Origin of the sequence: Chitinophaga sp. XS-30 (assembly GCF_008086345.1) — a bacterium.
In the GTDB taxonomy this organism is placed as follows: domain Bacteria; phylum Bacteroidota; class Bacteroidia; order Chitinophagales; family Chitinophagaceae; genus Chitinophaga.
In genome coordinates, this window is sequence record NZ_CP043006.1 from 3,579,622 (window position 1) to 3,596,493 (window position 16,872).

The following is a 16,872-nucleotide window of genomic DNA, read 5'->3' on the forward strand; positions in this document are numbered from 1 at the left end:
CGTCAAGCAGGCAACTGCTCGAATACATAATACAAGGGCGATTCTTCCAGCACCCGGCGCTGGCCTTCTTCCCATTTTATCAGGCGGATAAATCCCTCCGATATTTCTATTCCGGTGATATCCCCGTCATCGAAGCAACAGCAGCCGGTGTTGAAATAGGTAGGTTGGGCCATGGTTTTCACGAATTGTTTTCCGGCGTATTCGGCCTCCCGTTTGGCCAGGTCGTTCTTTAAACGGATGGCGAGTGCGGTGTCTCCTGCCTGCTGCGCCCGTTCCAGTTGCTTCGTCAACCTGTCAATATGGTCCAGCGAAGCGAAAACCGGTTTATGCGTATGCCCGGAGATCAGAAAAGTGTTTTTGTATTGAAGGGTCCATTCATACATCACCACATTATGGCGGTCTACCAGGTCGAATGAATCGGAAACAGTGTTCATGCGGATGTCCAATAAACGCTGTATGGGCGTCCAGATAGCCGCCACGAACCATTTTGAGAAAGCATTGCCGTCGCTCCGCTGATCCCCCTGATGGCCGTGGGTCAGCAGGATGGAGTATGTCTCCCCGTCATAGGGGAATTGCAGGATCAACCCTTCATGAACTTTCAGTTTTGCGCCGAAGAGCGGCTTCAGGAACTGCATCCGCGGCACGGCGTAGTTCCATTCCAGGTCGTGATTCCCGAAAATGCGGTAGTACTTGTCCTGTTGCAGGAACTTCGCTTCCTCAAGCAGGGACAGCCTGTTCTTTTCAATGACGACGCCGGGAGTATTTTCCCATAATTCTTCGCAGTCGCCTAGGTTAACGAGCGTATAATCCTGTGCATAATACCAGTCCAGCGCGCACATGTAGTTGTCCGCCGCCGGCATAAAATCATCTGCCGCATCTCTGGCGCCCTTGTGCTGGTCAGAAAAAATGATGAAGCGTGCTTTTTCCGGTTGAACAGAAAGGAGGAAGCCTTTCTCCTGTTTGCCTTTCAGGATGTCTTCCCGTAGCTGGGAGAGCGAACTGAACACCAGCCGGCTGTCGGGTTTCGAAGATATCCTGTCTGCCAGCCAGATCACGGGTTTGCGGAATATTTTCTGCAGGAGTTTTTTCAAAAGATCAATCTTGCGTGTAACAAATATGTATGGGAAGAAAATATTGAACGGCCACCGGCTCCCCTTTGTGCCTTCCCGGTTTCCATTTTGGCATAGCTTTCATCGCGCGGATGACTTCTTTTTCCAGTGAATTGGGTTGGCGGTCACCCGCGGGTTTTATATCGCAAATGCTTCCTTTTTTATCGATCACAAATTGTATGCGCACTGATCCCCGGATATCCTCATCTTTCGCCGGACGGTAACGTGTATAGCGCGTGATATAACGAAGCAGCGAATCCTGGCCTCCGGGATATTCCGGCATTTCATCCACAATCGTGTACACCTGCTCCTTTGCAGACTGAGCGAGACATTCATACAGGAAAAATGAAGCAAACAGGAACAGGATGATCTTTTTCATATACCGGTTAAAGATAAAATATATCTTTTACTTTGAAGATAGTCAAAGTGCGGCCAACGGCCGGAACTTTACGGATTTAGTCGTAGTTTTAGATATGAACAGACTTTTGATACTGGCACTGGTAATCATCTGCTGCGGATGTTCACCGCAGCCCTACAAAGCCACCAACAAGATCTACCGGAAACAGGCAAAGCAGTGGGCTGCCGTATTGCGTCAGGAGCCTGCCGCCGTGGCGATAGATTCTGTGGCAAACGCCCCCTGGTGGGCAGGTACCATTAATTTCAATCTGCGCAAGCCCAACTTCGTCATCATTCATCATACCGCTCAAAACTCCTGTGAGCAGACGCTTCGCACTTTTACGCTGGAGCGCACACAGGTCAGCGCGCATTATGTGATCTGCAGGAATGGCACTGTCCATCATATGCTTAACGACTATTTGCGTGCATGGCATGGCGGAGTGGCCCGCTGGGGCACAATGACCGATATCAATTCGGCTTCTATTGGCATTGAGCTGGACAATAACGGGTTTGAGCCTTTCGAGCCGGCACAGGTACGCAGCCTGATGATACTGCTCGATACCCTGCAGCATCGGTACAACATCCCCGCTTCCAACTTCATCGGTCATGGGGACATAGCGCCCCGCCGCAAGAATGACCCAAGTGTGCTGTTCCCCTGGGACCAGCTGGCAGAAAAGGGCTTCGGCCTCTGGTACGGGGATACCTCGCTGGTACAGGTGCCGGAAAACTTTTCCACCCTGCAGGCGCTCCGTACCGTGGGATATGATCTGACAGACACCACTGCCGCTATCCTGGCGTTCAAAAGACACTTCATCCCCTCGGATTCCACCGGCATGCCCGGTGTACTGGACGAAAAGGGAAAAAAGATACTCATCAGCGTACTGGAGAAGAACTGATAAAGTCAATTTTTAATTCTATATCGACATTACTGCATACAAATAAAACGCGGGAAGAGAACTCCCCGCGTTGTTTTTTTAATTCCACTTATGAATGAATGTAATCAGTAAAAATCGTTCTGTTCCAATGCCGGGTTGAGGTCTCTTTCGCCCAGCGGTATGGGCCACCAGTAATCCCTGGCGGCATTGAATTTTCTTGTTTCAAGACGGTCGCCATTGTATTTGAACACATCGCCGTTCAATTCCGTTTCAGCTGTTTTCCAACGGCGGATGTCGTTGTAATACTGCCCTTCGCCGGCCAGCTCGATGCGCCTTTCATGGCGGATGATACTGCGCAGCTGCTCCTGTGTTTTATTGCGGGCGATCCTGGGCATGCCCACGCGTCCTCGGAGTGTATCCAGGGCATCATAAACATCGGCGTTCGGTCCGCCGAACTCGTTTTGCGCTTCCGCGAACATCAGCAGTACATCGGCATACCGGAGTACGATGAAGTTAGTTTCAGACTGCCCGTTCACGAGCGAAGCCTTGTCCGCCGGCGGCGCTTCGCGGTCGTAAATGCTGAATTTCTTCATGCCGAAACCGGTGATGGCAAAACGGGTATTGGTCACCACTTCACCCATGTACATATCACCGGGGAAGGTCATGGTGCCATACAGGCGGGGGTCGCGGTTGAGGTAAGGGTTCGCGGGATCGTAGCGCGGAGATTGTGCTGCGGGCAGGCCATCATCCATCAGGTAGGCCTCTGCCAGCCCAAGTAAAGGCTGGTTGGTACCATACTGGCGGCAGATCAGGTCAAAGGAGCTGCCCTGGTTCGGGAACACGTACTGCACATCAAAGATCACTTCCTTGTTGTTCTCATTGGCCGGCATGAACAGCTGGCGGTAGTCTTCAAACAAGCCGTAGCCGGTCTGCCCGGAGAGGTCCATGAGATTTTTGGCAGCATCCGCGGCGTCTTTCCATTTCTGCGTATTGTTGGTACCGGCAAAAAGCGGGCTGGCCTCATACAGCAGCAATTTTGTCCTGAGTGCCATGGCTGCGCCGCGGGTAGCGCGGCCTTTGTCGCCGGCTGCGGTGTATTTGTAGGGCAGCTTGAGTTCCGCACTGTCCAGGTCCCGGAAGATCTGTGCCACCACATCTGCACGCGGCGCACGCGGGATATCGCTTTGCGTTTCCTTGTTGGGTGGGTCCAGTATCACGGGCACACCGCCATAATAGTTTTGCAGCAGAAAGTAATAGAGGGAGCGCAGGAAATAAGCTTCTCCTTTCATCCTGTCTTTTTCCGCGGCCGGGAGGCTGGTCACCTCATCCACTTTGGCGAGGAAGGTGTTGCAACGGCCTATGCCGCCGTAACAATCAGCCCAGCGGGCAGAGATCACTCCACCGCTGGCTGATTGCTGCAGACCGCTGGCAATGGCGTTGTAGCTCATGCTGTTGCTGTAATTGTAGGCATTGGGGGAAGCTGTTTCTTCCCATAACGCCGTTGCATTGTTGGAGCCTTTTCCGCCATAAATGCCGGTGTTGCGCAATATAGAGTAGCATCCGGTAAGGCCGGCCCGGGCCGCCTCCGGAGTGGTCCAGTACGTGCTTTCCACGTACCGGTCGGTAGGAGCAGTGTTCAGTAAATCCGTATTACAGCCCGTTGCCATAAAAAGGCAGGCAACACCTGCTGTGAATAATATCTTTTGCATATGCATGTTTTGTCGCATTATAAAGTAACGTTAATACCTCCGCTGAAAGTTTTCAGCATGGGATAGGTGTACATCTCATTCCTGTTGAGCAGGGATTCCGGGTCAAAGTCCTTATACTTCGAAAAGGTTACCAGGTTCTCTGCATTCACGTATACAGATACCCTGTTGATCTTTACTTTGCTGAGCCAGGCCTGCGGCAGCGCATAGGCCAGCTGTATGTTCTTCAGGCGGAGATACGATCCGTCGCGCAGCCAGAAAGTGGAGCGTTGTGTAAAGTTCCAGGTGGCGGCGGTGGTCAGCAGGGGAAGGCGTGCATTCGGGTTTTCAGGCGTCCAGCTGTCCGTTGCCCATTCCTTGGTGGCATTGGCGCCGTTGTTGAAAGGGTAGGCGAGGTTTGCCGTAGGATATACTTTAACACCGGATACGCCCTGGAATGCGCTGGAGAGGGAAATGCCCCTGTAGTCCACGTTCAGGCCGAAAGCAAAAGTATATTTCGGCATGATGGAAGAGGCGCTCACTACAACACGGTCGTCACCATTGATAAGGCCATCTTCCTTCACATCCTTGTACCTGATGTATCCTGGCCTGGTATCGTTACTTTGAACAGGTCCTTTAGCCACATCATCGGGTGTCTGGAAATACCCGTCCGCCTCAAGAATGTAGTAGGAACTGATGGGATAGCCTTTTTGTGTAATGGTGCCGGTACCGTAAATGATCTCGCCTTTCAGATCCACCACTTCGTTCTTGTTGTAAGCGATGTTGCCGAAAACGGAATAGTTCAGATCGCGGAAGCTGTTCTTGTACTGCAGCGTGATCTCGTAACCGGTATTGTCAACCGTACCTACGTTCTGTTTCGGACCGGCAAGATTTCCCACCTGTGAGGGTAGTGCCACTTCCCGGAGAATGCCATCCGTTCTTTTTTTATACACATCAACGGTAAGGGCTACACGATTTTTCAGCAGGTTCACATCCACACCACCGTTGTAGGTGGTGGTGGTTTCCCAGGAAATGCTCGGGTCTGCATAAGCCGTGGCGGCAGCGCCGGAAGAGAGCGTTCCGCCGAAGCTGTAGTCCTGCCCCAGGTTCACGGCCTGTTCGTAGCTGTAGAGGGCAACAGCCTGGTTGCCCAGCTGACCCGCGGAAACACGCAGTTTCAACTGATCGATGAAGCTGGCATTGAAGAAAGATTCCCTGTCAATGCGCCAGCCTGCGGACACAGCGGGGAAATAGCCCCAACGGTTGCCTGCGGCAAAACGGCTTGAGCCGTCCGCCCGGAAAGTAGCTTCCAGGAGGTATTTGCCGTCAAATTCGTAGTTCACGCGCCCGAAGTATGACATGATCACATCACGGGTACTGTTGCCGCCCGTGGCATTCCAGATCGTTCCCGCATCCAGTGCCGGGAGGGATGCATCCAGGTAACCGGTCATGCTGGCATTGAACTGGTCGGTATCGAAATTATCATAGCTGGAGCCGACCATTGCGGAAAGGTTGTGCTTTCCGAAGGCTTTGTTCCAGTCCAGCGTATTGTAGAAATGTATGTTGATGTCGTTCTCGTCTGTTTTGGCGAATCTTGGTGCCGTAGCGGGACTGTTCCAGTTGGTGGCTGCGCCCGTCTTGGGATTGAAGGTCTGCAGCCTCGGGTAGTTCTGACTGAGCAGTCCATCGTATTTATCCACTCCGAATTTGATATTGTAGGTAATATCAAAAGGGAGCTTGTATTCGGAGAACACCGTTGCCAGAAAACGCTGCACCACTTTTTTGCTGATGGCGCCGTAGGCGATCATGCGCGGATGTTCCCAGTTGTTCCGCCCTGGCGTGCGCAGCCAGGAATTGCCATATCGGCCGTCAGCCAGGGTATCGGTCATAATGGGCAGCGTACGGGAAAGGTATTGCCAGAAGCTGGTATAAGAAGGAGTGGTGTAGTTCCGGTAGTAGCCATCCAGGGTAATGCCCGCTTTCAGTTTTTTGGTGACATTCATGGAGGCGTTCAGGCCCAGGGAATAGTTCTTGGCGTGGTTGCCGGGGCCGAACATGATGCCGTCCCTGTCAAGATAACCGAGTGAGAGCCGGTACTGGTACTCCTCGGTGCTGCCGGAAATGCTAAGGTCGTGTTTCTGGATGGTGCCGTTCTTGAGGGCGATATTGTACCAGTTGTTGGCGGGGTACACGATCGGGTCTGTTTTCATTCCCTGTTCGTATTCAGCGATCTCGGCATCAGAGTAGTCCACCGCTTTATTTTCATTGATAAGCGCCTGGTTCTTCAGCCGCATGTACTGGATCGGGTCTTCGATAACGTCCGGCAGGTAGGTGGCTTTTTGAATACCGCGGTAGAAGCTGTAGTTCACGCGGGCCTTGCCCCGTCCTTTTTTGGTGGTCACCAGGATAACGCCATTGGCGCCACGGGAACCGTAGATGGCGGCCGCCGCGTCTTTCAGCACGGAAATGGACTCGATATCGTTCGGGTTCAGCTCGTCCATGGAATATTCAATACCGTCTACCAGTACCAGCGGATTGTTGTTGCTGAGCGTGCCTACACCGCGGATACGGATCGTGGAACGGTCAACGCCGGGCTGGCTGTTGCTCAGGTTCACGAAAAGACCGGGGGTACCGTGTAATGCATTCGAAACGTTGGTGATCGGCTGCCCCTCTTTTTCCGTCATGTCTACCATGGCAATGGCGCCGGTAAGGGTCGCCTTTTTCTGCGTGCCGTAACCCACCACAACGGTTTCATTCAGCTTCTGTACATCTTCCTGGAGTTTTACTTCTATCAGCCCGGCTTTGGCCACTTTTACCTCCTGGGGCAGATAGCCGATAAACGTGAATTTCAGGATAGCGCCTGCGGGTGCGCTGATGCTGAAAGCACCGTTCACATCTGTGGCAACGCCTTTGGACGTGCCCTGTACCTGAATGCTGACACCCATTAACGGCGTGTTGTCAGCAGCCGATATCACCTTGCCGGTGACTGCCAGGTCCTGCGCCTGGAGAGAGAGCGTGGAAAAACAAAGGATCCCGAAGCAGGCCGATATGCATCGAAAGCGCAGGAATCGTTGAAGTAGCTTCATAAATATGTAGATTTAGCGTTGATGAAAGTCTGATAGTGTGGAGAGTGTGGTGTGGTGCCTTCTTTTTATACAATCAATAATGCCGGTTCCTGACAACCGGGTCCCTTACCTGCATAAGCGCGAATTTTTCGATAGTTTCCTGTTAGTAGATAATGAAAGCAGTTAAAAGCAGCTGAACGGGCCGATGTTGCCAGTCGTATAATCATTGCCATACTGATCTTAATGATTTGCCGGACCGGCCTGGTCCGTGATTTTTCAAACGTGGCTGTTGATTTTGGATTTTAAGTTGTTTCGTTTCGTGACAAAACTAGTAAAAATAAAACAAAAACAAACAATCCGTAACTAAATAATTTAATGATCCGTAATGCCGGAGGACGGACTTCCTGTTTTTACGGATTCCTCCTGAAAGCAGCTAGTTCACTGAATCTGACATCTTTATTAATGTTAACTAATTAATAATTCTATTTTTGTCCAGTCCCGGTTACCTGTTTTTACCAAAAACCTCCGTAATTTAAGGGTTCAGAAGAAATTGCAGTGTTTCGTAATGAGATGATTTCCAATATGCATGACAAGGTTCCACCGTTAATCTGAATAAATAATATTCTCTATGTCAATGATCAATATCGCAGAGCGGCACAAGTTTATTTTAAGCCGTTTGTATGAAAAGGGGTATGTAAATGTGGTAGAATTATGTAAAGAATTGGATGTTTCAGGTGTAACAATCCGAAAGGATCTGAAGTTATTGGAAGACAAGTCCCTCTTGTACCGTTCTCATGGAGGGGCTACCGTGCAGAATCCCTATACGAATGACAAACCGGTAAATGAAAAGGAAAAGATCCGGCGGGAAGAGAAGAATAACATCGGCAAGATGGCGGCTTCGCTGATCGTCCCGGGCGACGCCATCATTATTGCTTCCGGTACCACGGTATTGGCGCTGGCGAAACATATACAGCCGCGGGGTCCATTGATGATCATTACTTCTGCCCTGAATGTGGCGCTTGAGCTGAACCGGTATCATGAAATAGAAGTGATGCAGCTCGGTGGTCTGATCCGGAATAACTCTTCTTCTGTCACCGGGCCTTATGCGGAAAAGATACTGGGAGATTTCTCTTGCAGCAAGTTATTCCTTGGTGTGGATGGTATAGATGCGGAATTCGGGTTGACGACAACAAATATTATGGAGGCTCATCTCAATCAGCAGATGATCGCCGCTGCACAAAAAACGATCGTGCTGGCGGATTCATCCAAGTTCGGAAAGCGTGGCTTCGGAAAGATCTGCCGGTTGGAAGAAGTGGATCAGATCATTACGGACAAAGGTATTTCAGAACATATGGTGAAGCTGCTGGAGGATATGGGCATTGAAGTGGTGATCGTATAACGCCCCGCGGGAGCAGCTTATTTTTTTGCCGAATTGGGTGTTTTTGCTGTCGGCGACTGTCCCACCGGAATATCAACCCGGATGAGCGTAATACCCAGCGCGTTCTCCAGTTTGTCTACGGTTTCGAAGGTCAGGTTTTCTTTTCCCCCCACGATCTTGCTGATCTGTTGCTGAGAAACGCCCATCTGCGCGGCAAGTGCGGATTGGTTCATTTTTCTTTCCTGTAATACGCTCAGTACGCGAAGCGCTACGGCGCGGGAGTTTCTCTTCCAGCCTTGTGCCGCGATCCTTTCCGCTGCTTCCTGCTTCCATTCGGAAGGCCTGTTGCTGGTCAGGCGATTGATTTTTTCCTGTAAATTCATGATCAGTTCAGTTTAAAGCATCCGGGATATCCAGGTTGTTTTCTTTCAGCCATGTTCTTGCCCGTTCCAGTTTTGCCAGCTCTTCCATCAAATGCGGCCGCTCCTGCATGGTAGCCGTAAGCTTGATGGCGCCACCCGTAATGATAAATAAATCAGGCGCGAGGCGAATAGCGTAAATTCTGATCTTCGGGCGCCTGTACATATTTGATATTACACAAGCTTTGGATTGCTGCAAAGGGTACAGCACATACTCATGGTTGCGAAGCGGCTTGAATATTTGCTGCAATTCCGTTGTTGCACAAAATTCATATAACTGGCTTTCCATCTGTTCGGCTTCATCCATGATCTCCTGCACACATTCCTCAAGGGAATGGGGCCATTTGAAAGATGATTGCAGATCGTCGAAATGGGCGATGCAAAATTCCCTTACGTATTGCAGGTCGTCCCATAGCCGGAACATACGGGTGAATTCATCGGGACTGCTTTTTGCATACCGCATTGCATACAACCCGCCCTCTCCATTTCTCCCCTCAAAAATACGTACAATTTCCATAACTACAACTTTTAAGTTTATTTTTCTTAAAAAAAACACCTTCCCCTTTCCGGGCGCCGGGTATTATGAAATTTTGGGTGGGTGAAAGGGGTAACCTGTTGCGCGGGGGTAGATCGCGCTTGTCAGGCAATATAGTATTTTTTTTCAGTTCTCCTTCTTCGCAATATGTAATATTACGTGACGGATATTTTTTCGTTCCGCCGTGTACGTTATATGCACAAGGCCCTTCTCTGCCTGTATGATGGCGGGATAGCTGTACTCGCCATCCGGTTGGTTCTCCAGTGAAAAAATATGCTGCCAGTTCCGGCCGTCTTCCGATGCTGCCACGTATAACCTGCTTCTTCCTTCCCACCATTCACGCCCCTGGTACAGGGGATTGTACACGATAAGCTGCAGCCCGTTCTTCAGCGTCACAGCGTCAGTACCGGAATTGGGATTAGGAAGATTTGTGGGGCTTAAAGGCCCCCAGCTGGCGCCATTGTCGGCTGACCACGATTGTACCACATAGTTCTGGCGGCTTCTGCATAACAGTTGCAGGGAGTCATGCCCATACCGGAGAATACTGGGCTGTATCACTCCGAAAGTATCATTATCGATCGCAATGCGCGACCAGTTGCGCCCGTCGCGGTCAGATCTTTCAAGATGGATATGCCATGCTTTTTCATCCGCGCTTTCCGTACTGGAAGGGTAGAGGATATCGCCGTTCTCCAGTTGCATGGGCTTGTTCTTGATCGGCCCGAGCATTCCATCGGGTAGCCTTTCCGGCGCACTCCAGCGCTTGCCGTTGTTGGTGGAGGTCATCATCATGCCCCACCAGTCACGGGGAGATTTTCCCACTTTGTAAAAGAGCAAGAGTTTGCCGGCGCGGGTCCTGAATAATACGGGATTCCAGCAGGGATAACGCAGCGTATCATTGACAATGCCGTTGGCCACTTCAACGGGACTGCCCCATTTCCCATTCTCATATACCGCAGTCCATATACCTACATCGCTGCTGCCCTCATGTTTACCGGCAAACCAGGCGGCCATCAGCTTGTCGCCTTTAAGCGGTGTGATGGTGGAAGCATGGCAGCTTTCAAACGGCGGATTGTCCAGTATGAACACCCGTTTGTACAACTGCGCGGAGATCGCCTGCGCACCGGCATTTGAGCACTGGCAGAGCAACAGGAAGGAGAGCAGGCAACGGAACATCACATTATCTTTTTATTGTGTTGCAATATAGTAAAATGACAATGAAAACGGCTGCTGTATCCGCAGACACAGCAGCCGTCCGTATAAAACAAGTATGGCTATACTTCCGTTGTTTCCGCAGGAAGCACCGTATCATTGGATTGCTGTTTGCCCAGGAAACCGGGCAGGTCCATTCCGGCCATGTTGAACATATCCTGCAACGGCGGCACAGATTTATAGAGGCCTGAAATGAAGTTGGCCGTGGAGGACTGACCGTTCTGTCCATTGCTGCCATCCCATACCGTCACCTTGTCGATCTTGATGTTCTTGATCGCTTCGGTTTGCATTTTCACCAGTTCCGGCAGTTTATCCGCTATCAGCAACAGCACGGCATCCTTGGAATTGTTGCCGGCTGCCTGCACAATGCGGTCAAGGCCTTCGGCCTGCTTGGTGAGTATCTCGTACATACCTTTCGCCTCTGCTTCCATACGGGCAAAGATCGCATCCGCCTCGCCTTTTGCTTTCTCACGGATCTTTTCTGCCTCCGCCTGTGCTTCGATGATGGCTCTTTGTTTCTGTATCTCGGCGCTTACCACAACGTTCGCGTTCTGGGATGCTCTTTCCCTTTCCGCACGCGCGTCTTCCGCTTTTCTTTCTGCAACATAGGCTTCTTCCAGCGCCTTGGCGGACTGTATCTTTTCCGCTGCTATGGCGCGTTTTTCGGCTTCAGCTTCCCTTTCCCTTCTTTCCGCTTCCGATTGTGCGATCTTGATACGGGCGAGGTTTTCTCCTTCCACCGCTATCGCGTTCGCTTCGGATTCCTTGATACGGGTATCCCTTTCCGCTTCCGCTTTACCGATCGCTTCGTCCCTGTTGGCGGCGGCGATCAGAATGGATTTGTCCTTATTCGCTTCCGCGATCTGCGTATCACGGTCCCGCTGCGTTTCCGCAATGCTCACGTCCCTGTTCTTGAGCGTGGTCTGGATCGTGATATCTTTTTCCCTGTCTGCTTCGGCCTTGCCGATCTCTCCGAATTTTTCCTGCTCCGCTACGCTCTTTTTCGCTTCATTGATCGCTTTGGCCGCAGCTTCTTTACCCAGCGCCTCAATGTAGCCGGATTCGTCCTTGATATCCGTTACGTTCACGTTGATCAGCTTCATGCCGATCTTCTTGATCTCGGCTTCCACGTTGGAGGCTACATTGGCCAGGAACTTGTCCCGGTTGTTGTTGATCTCTTCAATGTCCATTGTGGCAACCACCAGGCGCAACTGACCGAAGATAATGTCTTTGGCGAGGTCGTGGATAGCGGGGCGCTGCAGGCCCAGCAACCTTTCGGCCGCATTGGTCATCACACCGGGCTCGGTGGAAATAGCTACGGTAAAACGGGAAGGCACGTCCACCCGGATGTTCTGACGGCTCAGGGCATTGGTCAGGTTCACTTCAATGGAGATCGGGGTGAGGTCCATAAAAGAATAGTCCTGGATCACCGGCCAGATGAAGGCCGCGCCGCCGTGAATGCATCTGGCGCTGTGGGAACCGTCCGGACCTTTACCTACCTTGCCGTACACCACCAGTATCTGGTCCGAGGGGCAACGCTTGTACCTTTTGAACAATGAGTACAGTATTGTGAACACAAAAACGACTGCGATCACAATAGCGATCAATACATAATCCATGGATCTATAAGTTTTGTTTGGTGACTAAAAGGAGCTGGTTGTTCAAAACCTGGGTAACTTTAACGAGGGCGCCTGTACGCAGTTCTTCCGCATCATCAGTGACGGCATCCAGTTCGCGGAACGCACCCTGTACTTTGAGATTTACTTTGCCGACGCCGGCACGGGAAGCCGGTACGGGCAGGTACACCGTGGCTATTGAAGCAATGGCATTTTCCATTTTCAATGTGCCGTTGTAGGCCAGCTTGCCGGTATAGTAGAACAAGGCAGCCATCAGCATCATCATGGCAAGGCCCGCTATCGTGGAAATAGCGACTACCACCAGGTTGGATTGCCCGGCATGGATAGCAGCGAGGCCCACCCATCCGAAAATCGTAAAAAATCCGAACAGGTTGCGGATCGTGAAAAACTGAAACCCGATGCCGTCATCCGCATCCAGCATTTCATCCACATCACCCGTAGCGCCGTCATGCTCTCCTCCGAAAAGGCTCATGGCATTCTGCACAAGAAATAATAACGTAAAAAAGATGGCAATGGACCAATACACCTTTTCGAAAACGGGCAGTTGTCCAAACCAGTCAGTTATGCTTAACAAACTCATCATAATAAGTATAGGTGAATGAGTTGTCAAGATAGGAAAAATTCCTGAAGATAAGGAGTGAGCTTGGCAGGTGACAGGCGCTGGTTTTTAAGGGAAAACCGGAAACCGCGGGGATGCAGTTTCCGGCCCCGTTTGCCTTTAAATCAGACCCACCGGGGGATGATCCCAGCCGGAGAGCATCGCCTTCACGATCCATCCGGAAGCAGAGGGCAGCCAGCCCGTCCTCTTATCGGCCATCACCAGCGCGGCCAGCGCCATTCCCTTCGGCAACTGTTGAGCGGAATATACGAATTGAAGGCCTTCCTGCTTCAATTCCAGCAATTCCTTTACCGGTATCTCCATACCGGATTGCCTGCCCCTGGCATCTGCAAATTTCCACTCGCGTACGAGCTTTCCCCTGGCATCCCTGACGGCTATTTTCCGGCTTTTGCCGATCTCGCCGCAGTGACTGTAATGAAAGGTCAGCTTGTCGTTGACATTGGCTTTGTCCAGTTGCAGCTGCTGTATGGTAAATGTGCCAAGAATGGACTGCTCAATGATGAGCTTGTTATTCAGATAGACCTTGAAATGATCCCCGCCGGCCCTGGCGGCTGAGGTAAAAGCGGAAAGAGAGACAACTGCAAGAACAGTGATGGTGTGAAAAAAATTACGGTGTAACATATATTTCGTTTTTGGTGTTCATCACAAAGCAAGGCAAATACAGTGTACCTGCATCATTGCTTTGACGAGCTGCAGGGTTTTCTTGATGTGCTGTCACCATTCCCGCAAGTTTTATTTTGTGATGTTATTTACTCTACTTATTTTGTAGACTAATTCCCGTTTAAAACAATCATTTATGTCAAACACACCATTACGATTTGAGACCTTGCAGGTCCATGCCGGTTACCAACCAGAGGCCACCACGAAAGCAGCAGCTGTGCCTATTTACCAGACAACTTCCTATACTTTCGATGATGCGGCGCATGCTGCCGATCTGTTTCAGCTAAAACAGTTCGGCAATATCTACACCCGCATTATGAACCCCACAACGGATGTGTTCGAGAAAAGGGTGGCGGCCCTGGAAGGAGGGGTAGGAGGTCTGGCCGTGGCATCCGGACAGGCTGCGCAGTTTATCGCTTTGCATAATATCCTGCTGCCGGGTGACAATTTCGTCACCTCATCCTATCTCTACGGCGGCACTTATAACCAGTTTAAAGTAAGTTTCAAGCGGATAGGGGTGGAAGCCCGCTTTGCGGATCTGGATGATCCGGCCAGTTTTGAGGCCCAGATCGATGACCGTACAAAAGCGATCTATGTGGAAACGATCGGCAACCCGGGTTTTGCGATCCCGGACTTTGAAAAGATCGCGGCACTGGCAAAGAAGCATGACCTGCCGCTGGTGGTGGACAATACCTTCGGGGCGGCCGGCTACCTCTTCCGGCCTATCGAACACGGTGCTAATATTGTTGTACAGGCGGCTACCAAATGGATCGGCGGACATGGCAACAGCATCGGTGGTATAATTGTAGATGGCGGAAACTACAACTGGGGCAACGGCAAGTTCAAACAATTCACCGATCCGGATGATGCTTATCACGGCATGAAGTTCTGGGAGGTTTTCGGAGTGGAAAGCCCCTTTGGCAATATCGCCTACATCATTCGTGCCCGGGTGACCGGCCTGCGCAGCTGGGGGCCGTCGCTGGCGCCGCAGAATGCCTTCCTGTTCCTGCAGGGACTGGAAACCCTGTCCCTCCGTGTACAACGAACTGTTGAAAATGCCCTCAGCCTGGCAACATGGCTGCAGCAGCATCCCTCCGTTGAATCCGTTAATTATCCGGGGCTGCCGGGCAATAAATACCATGAGCTGGGCAAGAAATACCTGAAGCATGGCTTTGGTGGAGTACTGTCTTTCAAGATCAAAGGAGGCAAAGACGCGGCCGATAAATTCGTACAATCGTTACAGTTGATATACCATCTGGCGAATGTCGGTGATTCCAAAACACTGATCATCCATCCTGCTACCACTACGCATCAGCAACTGAGTGAGGAAGAACAGCGGGCTGCCGGAGTGGAACCCGGACTGCTGCGTATTTCCCTTGGCATTGAGCATATTGATGACATCAAAGCCGATATGGAGCAGGCCTTCGGAAAGGTATAATATTCAATTGCGGGACAGGTACGCTGTCCCAACAGTGCAAGCGTTTAAGAACATCATAACCATGGCTGCGAGAGGTGTGATCCCGGATCACCATTCTTCTCTCAGCCATGGTTTTTTTTATCGAAAAAATGCAAAAACGGGATTGTTTACGCCTGATCCACCTCCCCATGTATCCTGTTAAAGAGGAAACGCCGTGGATTGAGCACTGCCATTTGCGTCAGTTCTTCCGGTGAAAGGGCGGCTACCATATTCGTCCATATCTGTTTGTCCGACAACTGGTTCCTCACCACATAGAAATCCGTTCCGAACAGCACCCGGTCCGCTATGCCGCTTTGCGGTAACAAAGTGGTCTTCAGCAGGGGATGGGTGCGGGCATCATGCAGAATGTAACTGATATCTGCGTACACATTCGGATATTGGAGCATGAGGCTGTAAATGATACTGAACCAGCTGGCATAACGCCAGATCCCTTCCAGCGCAGAATCCTCTGAAAAGTTCAACCCCCTGTCCGGGTGAAACTGCAGGTTATTGTTCCGCAGATCGCGGTCGCTTTCCAGGTACCGCAGCCATTCATCTTCTCCGCCAAAATGCCCGAAACAGATCTTCAACCGGGAAAGGTCCTTCTCCAGCGGTGTTCCGGCATCCCGGAAACCGAACAGGGAAAAGAGCGCCGGGTCGTTGTAGTGGATCAGCAACTGCCGCAGCCGTTTCTCGTCCAGCAGGCAGAGATAATTGAGCGGATGCGTGAAGTTCGTGGAGAAGTCCACGTTCTTTTTCTGGAACAGTTGCAGTTTTTCATCATCGGTAGCCTGCGAGAAAACGGGATGGTAGTTCCATTCTTTTTTCTTTTCACCGCGATAGAAGATCACCCCGCGGATGCAATGGTTCAGCACAGGAATATCGTGTTCACAGGCGTATAGCATCAGCGGCAGCAGGTCTTTGTCGAATGGATAATAACCCAGTGCCGGGTAGGTCTTGATGCCCCTGAAATGCTCTTTTTCCATACATTCCCTGATCGTTTGCATATATCCCGGATCTGCGGCGATGCGCCTCGGATCGGCGAACACGAAAGGCAGGGCGGTATCCGGGTTGTTGCGGCGGAGTTTTTTCAGCTCTGCCAGTTGCTGCATGTAGTTGCTGCGTGGCCGGCCGGCATCCATATGGTCCATATCCATGGGCAGGATCACGAAGCGGGTGCGCAGGGGATATTGCCGGGTGAGGGTATGAAAGATATTGTGCTGCTTCCGGTAGAAAGCGAACCGGCCGATGCTCATGTACCGGATGAGGTACTGGCGCGTCTTGGGTCCGGGCAGCACCTTCAGCAGCCGCAGGGTCCGGGAAGCCACGAACCACACGAGGTTGCGGCCGGATGGTATGATCAGCAGCACCAGGATGATAATGCCGTATTGGAGAAGGGGTGAGGATGGAAGCAAATGCCATCGGTAGAAGAACGCCGTTACCTCCCTGAATTGCGTTTCGTAGGAAAGGAACTCGCCTCCCCAGGCTATGATGATCAGCAGCGCATCAATAGTAAGTATGATCCCCGCGAGCGTCAGCAACAGGCTGATGGCTTTGTACCGGTGCAGCCAGAGGCCGGCCTCATAGTACCGCTTCCTTAAACGCCGGGCCGTACGCCCGAAATAAAGCGGCTTGACCCGGTAATACCACCAGCGGAAAAAGTTGACGACCAGCGGAATGGTGAGGATATAACCAATGGGGCCGGGCAGCATCTTCTTGCCAAGATGGGGCGGAACATGGTCACCCGTGAATACGTGGGTGTGACAGTTGATGAAGGCCTGCGTAACGCTTTGCTGTTTCATCCGTTCATTTTTAATTTTACGGGCCGG

14 protein-coding genes are annotated in these 16,872 nt (G+C 51.4%); 3 read left to right on the top strand and 11 right to left on the bottom strand.

Going from position 1 to position 16,872, the window contains the following annotated elements; genetic code table 11:
- Positions 1-2: 2 nt before the first annotated feature.
- Together FW415_RS14690 and FW415_RS14695 are read right to left on the bottom strand one after the other, a co-directional pair.
- Positions 3-1,091 (bottom strand): metallophosphoesterase, encoded by a 1,089-nt coding sequence (locus FW415_RS14690; RefSeq protein WP_246858748.1) that lies wholly within the window; start codon positions 1,089-1,091, stop codon positions 3-5.
- A gap of 4 nt (positions 1,092-1,095) precedes the next feature.
- Entirely contained in the window at positions 1,096-1,488 is a 393-nt protein-coding gene (locus FW415_RS14695; RefSeq protein WP_148386342.1) for an energy transducer TonB, read from the bottom strand.
- Between the two features lie 94 nt (positions 1,489-1,582).
- Here FW415_RS14695 and FW415_RS14700 point away from each other — a divergent pair, with 94 nt between their 5' ends.
- On the top strand, positions 1,583-2,401 hold the full coding sequence (locus tag FW415_RS14700; protein ID WP_148386345.1) for an N-acetylmuramoyl-L-alanine amidase: 819 nt from the start codon (positions 1,583-1,585) through the stop codon (positions 2,399-2,401).
- A 104-nt stretch (positions 2,402-2,505) separates the two neighbouring features.
- On the opposite strand, the gene FW415_RS14705 is transcribed toward FW415_RS14700, so the two are convergent.
- Complete coding sequence (locus tag FW415_RS14705) at positions 2,506-4,089, bottom strand: RagB/SusD family nutrient uptake outer membrane protein (protein ID WP_168208829.1); 1,584 nt, start codon at positions 4,087-4,089, stop codon at positions 2,506-2,508.
- Positions 4,090-4,106: 17 nt separating this feature from the next.
- Complete coding sequence (locus tag FW415_RS14710; protein WP_148386349.1) at positions 4,107-7,151, bottom strand: TonB-dependent receptor; 3,045 nt, start codon at positions 7,149-7,151, stop codon at positions 4,107-4,109.
- Positions 7,152-7,758: 607 nt separating this feature from the next.
- Here FW415_RS14710 and FW415_RS14715 point away from each other — a divergent pair.
- Complete coding sequence (locus FW415_RS14715) at positions 7,759-8,529, top strand: DeoR/GlpR family DNA-binding transcription regulator (RefSeq protein ID WP_371416985.1); 771 nt, start codon at positions 7,759-7,761, stop codon at positions 8,527-8,529.
- A 17-nt stretch (positions 8,530-8,546) separates the two neighbouring features.
- Here the strand turns inward: FW415_RS14715 and FW415_RS14720 are convergent, their stop codons facing one another.
- From FW415_RS14720 to FW415_RS14745, 6 genes are all read right to left on the bottom strand, one after another.
- The gene (locus tag FW415_RS14720) at positions 8,547-8,891 is read right to left on the bottom strand and encodes a helix-turn-helix transcriptional regulator (protein ID WP_148386352.1); all 345 of its coding nucleotides are present in this window, start codon (positions 8,889-8,891) and stop codon (positions 8,547-8,549) included.
- A gap of 7 nt (positions 8,892-8,898) precedes the next feature.
- The gene (locus FW415_RS14725; protein ID WP_148386355.1) at positions 8,899-9,444 is read right to left on the bottom strand and encodes a hypothetical protein; all 546 of its coding nucleotides are present in this window, start codon (positions 9,442-9,444) and stop codon (positions 8,899-8,901) included.
- Positions 9,445-9,588: 144 nt separating this feature from the next.
- The gene (locus FW415_RS14730; RefSeq protein ID WP_148386358.1) at positions 9,589-10,635 is read right to left on the bottom strand and encodes an exo-alpha-sialidase; all 1,047 of its coding nucleotides are present in this window, start codon (positions 10,633-10,635) and stop codon (positions 9,589-9,591) included.
- A gap of 98 nt (positions 10,636-10,733) precedes the next feature.
- Positions 10,734-12,290, bottom strand: coding sequence for a flotillin family protein (locus FW415_RS14735; RefSeq protein ID WP_148386361.1), 1,557 nt, complete (start codon positions 12,288-12,290; stop codon positions 10,734-10,736).
- 4 nt (positions 12,291-12,294) lie between these two features.
- Entirely contained in the window at positions 12,295-12,891 is a 597-nt protein-coding gene (locus FW415_RS14740) for a hypothetical protein (RefSeq protein WP_148386363.1), read from the bottom strand.
- 135 nt (positions 12,892-13,026) lie between these two features.
- Positions 13,027-13,548 (bottom strand): hypothetical protein, encoded by a 522-nt coding sequence (locus FW415_RS14745; protein ID WP_148386365.1) that lies wholly within the window; start codon positions 13,546-13,548, stop codon positions 13,027-13,029.
- Between the two features lie 175 nt (positions 13,549-13,723).
- Between FW415_RS14745 and FW415_RS14750 the strand changes: the two genes are divergently transcribed.
- Positions 13,724-15,025: an O-acetylhomoserine aminocarboxypropyltransferase/cysteine synthase family protein gene (locus FW415_RS14750; protein ID WP_148386368.1), complete on the top strand. Its 1,302-nt coding sequence runs from the start codon at positions 13,724-13,726 to the stop codon at positions 15,023-15,025.
- Positions 15,026-15,171: 146 nt separating this feature from the next.
- On the opposite strand, the gene FW415_RS14755 is transcribed toward FW415_RS14750, so the two are convergent.
- Complete coding sequence (locus FW415_RS14755; protein WP_148386370.1) at positions 15,172-16,845, bottom strand: amidohydrolase family protein; 1,674 nt, start codon at positions 16,843-16,845, stop codon at positions 15,172-15,174.
- Positions 16,846-16,872 lie beyond the last annotated feature (27 nt).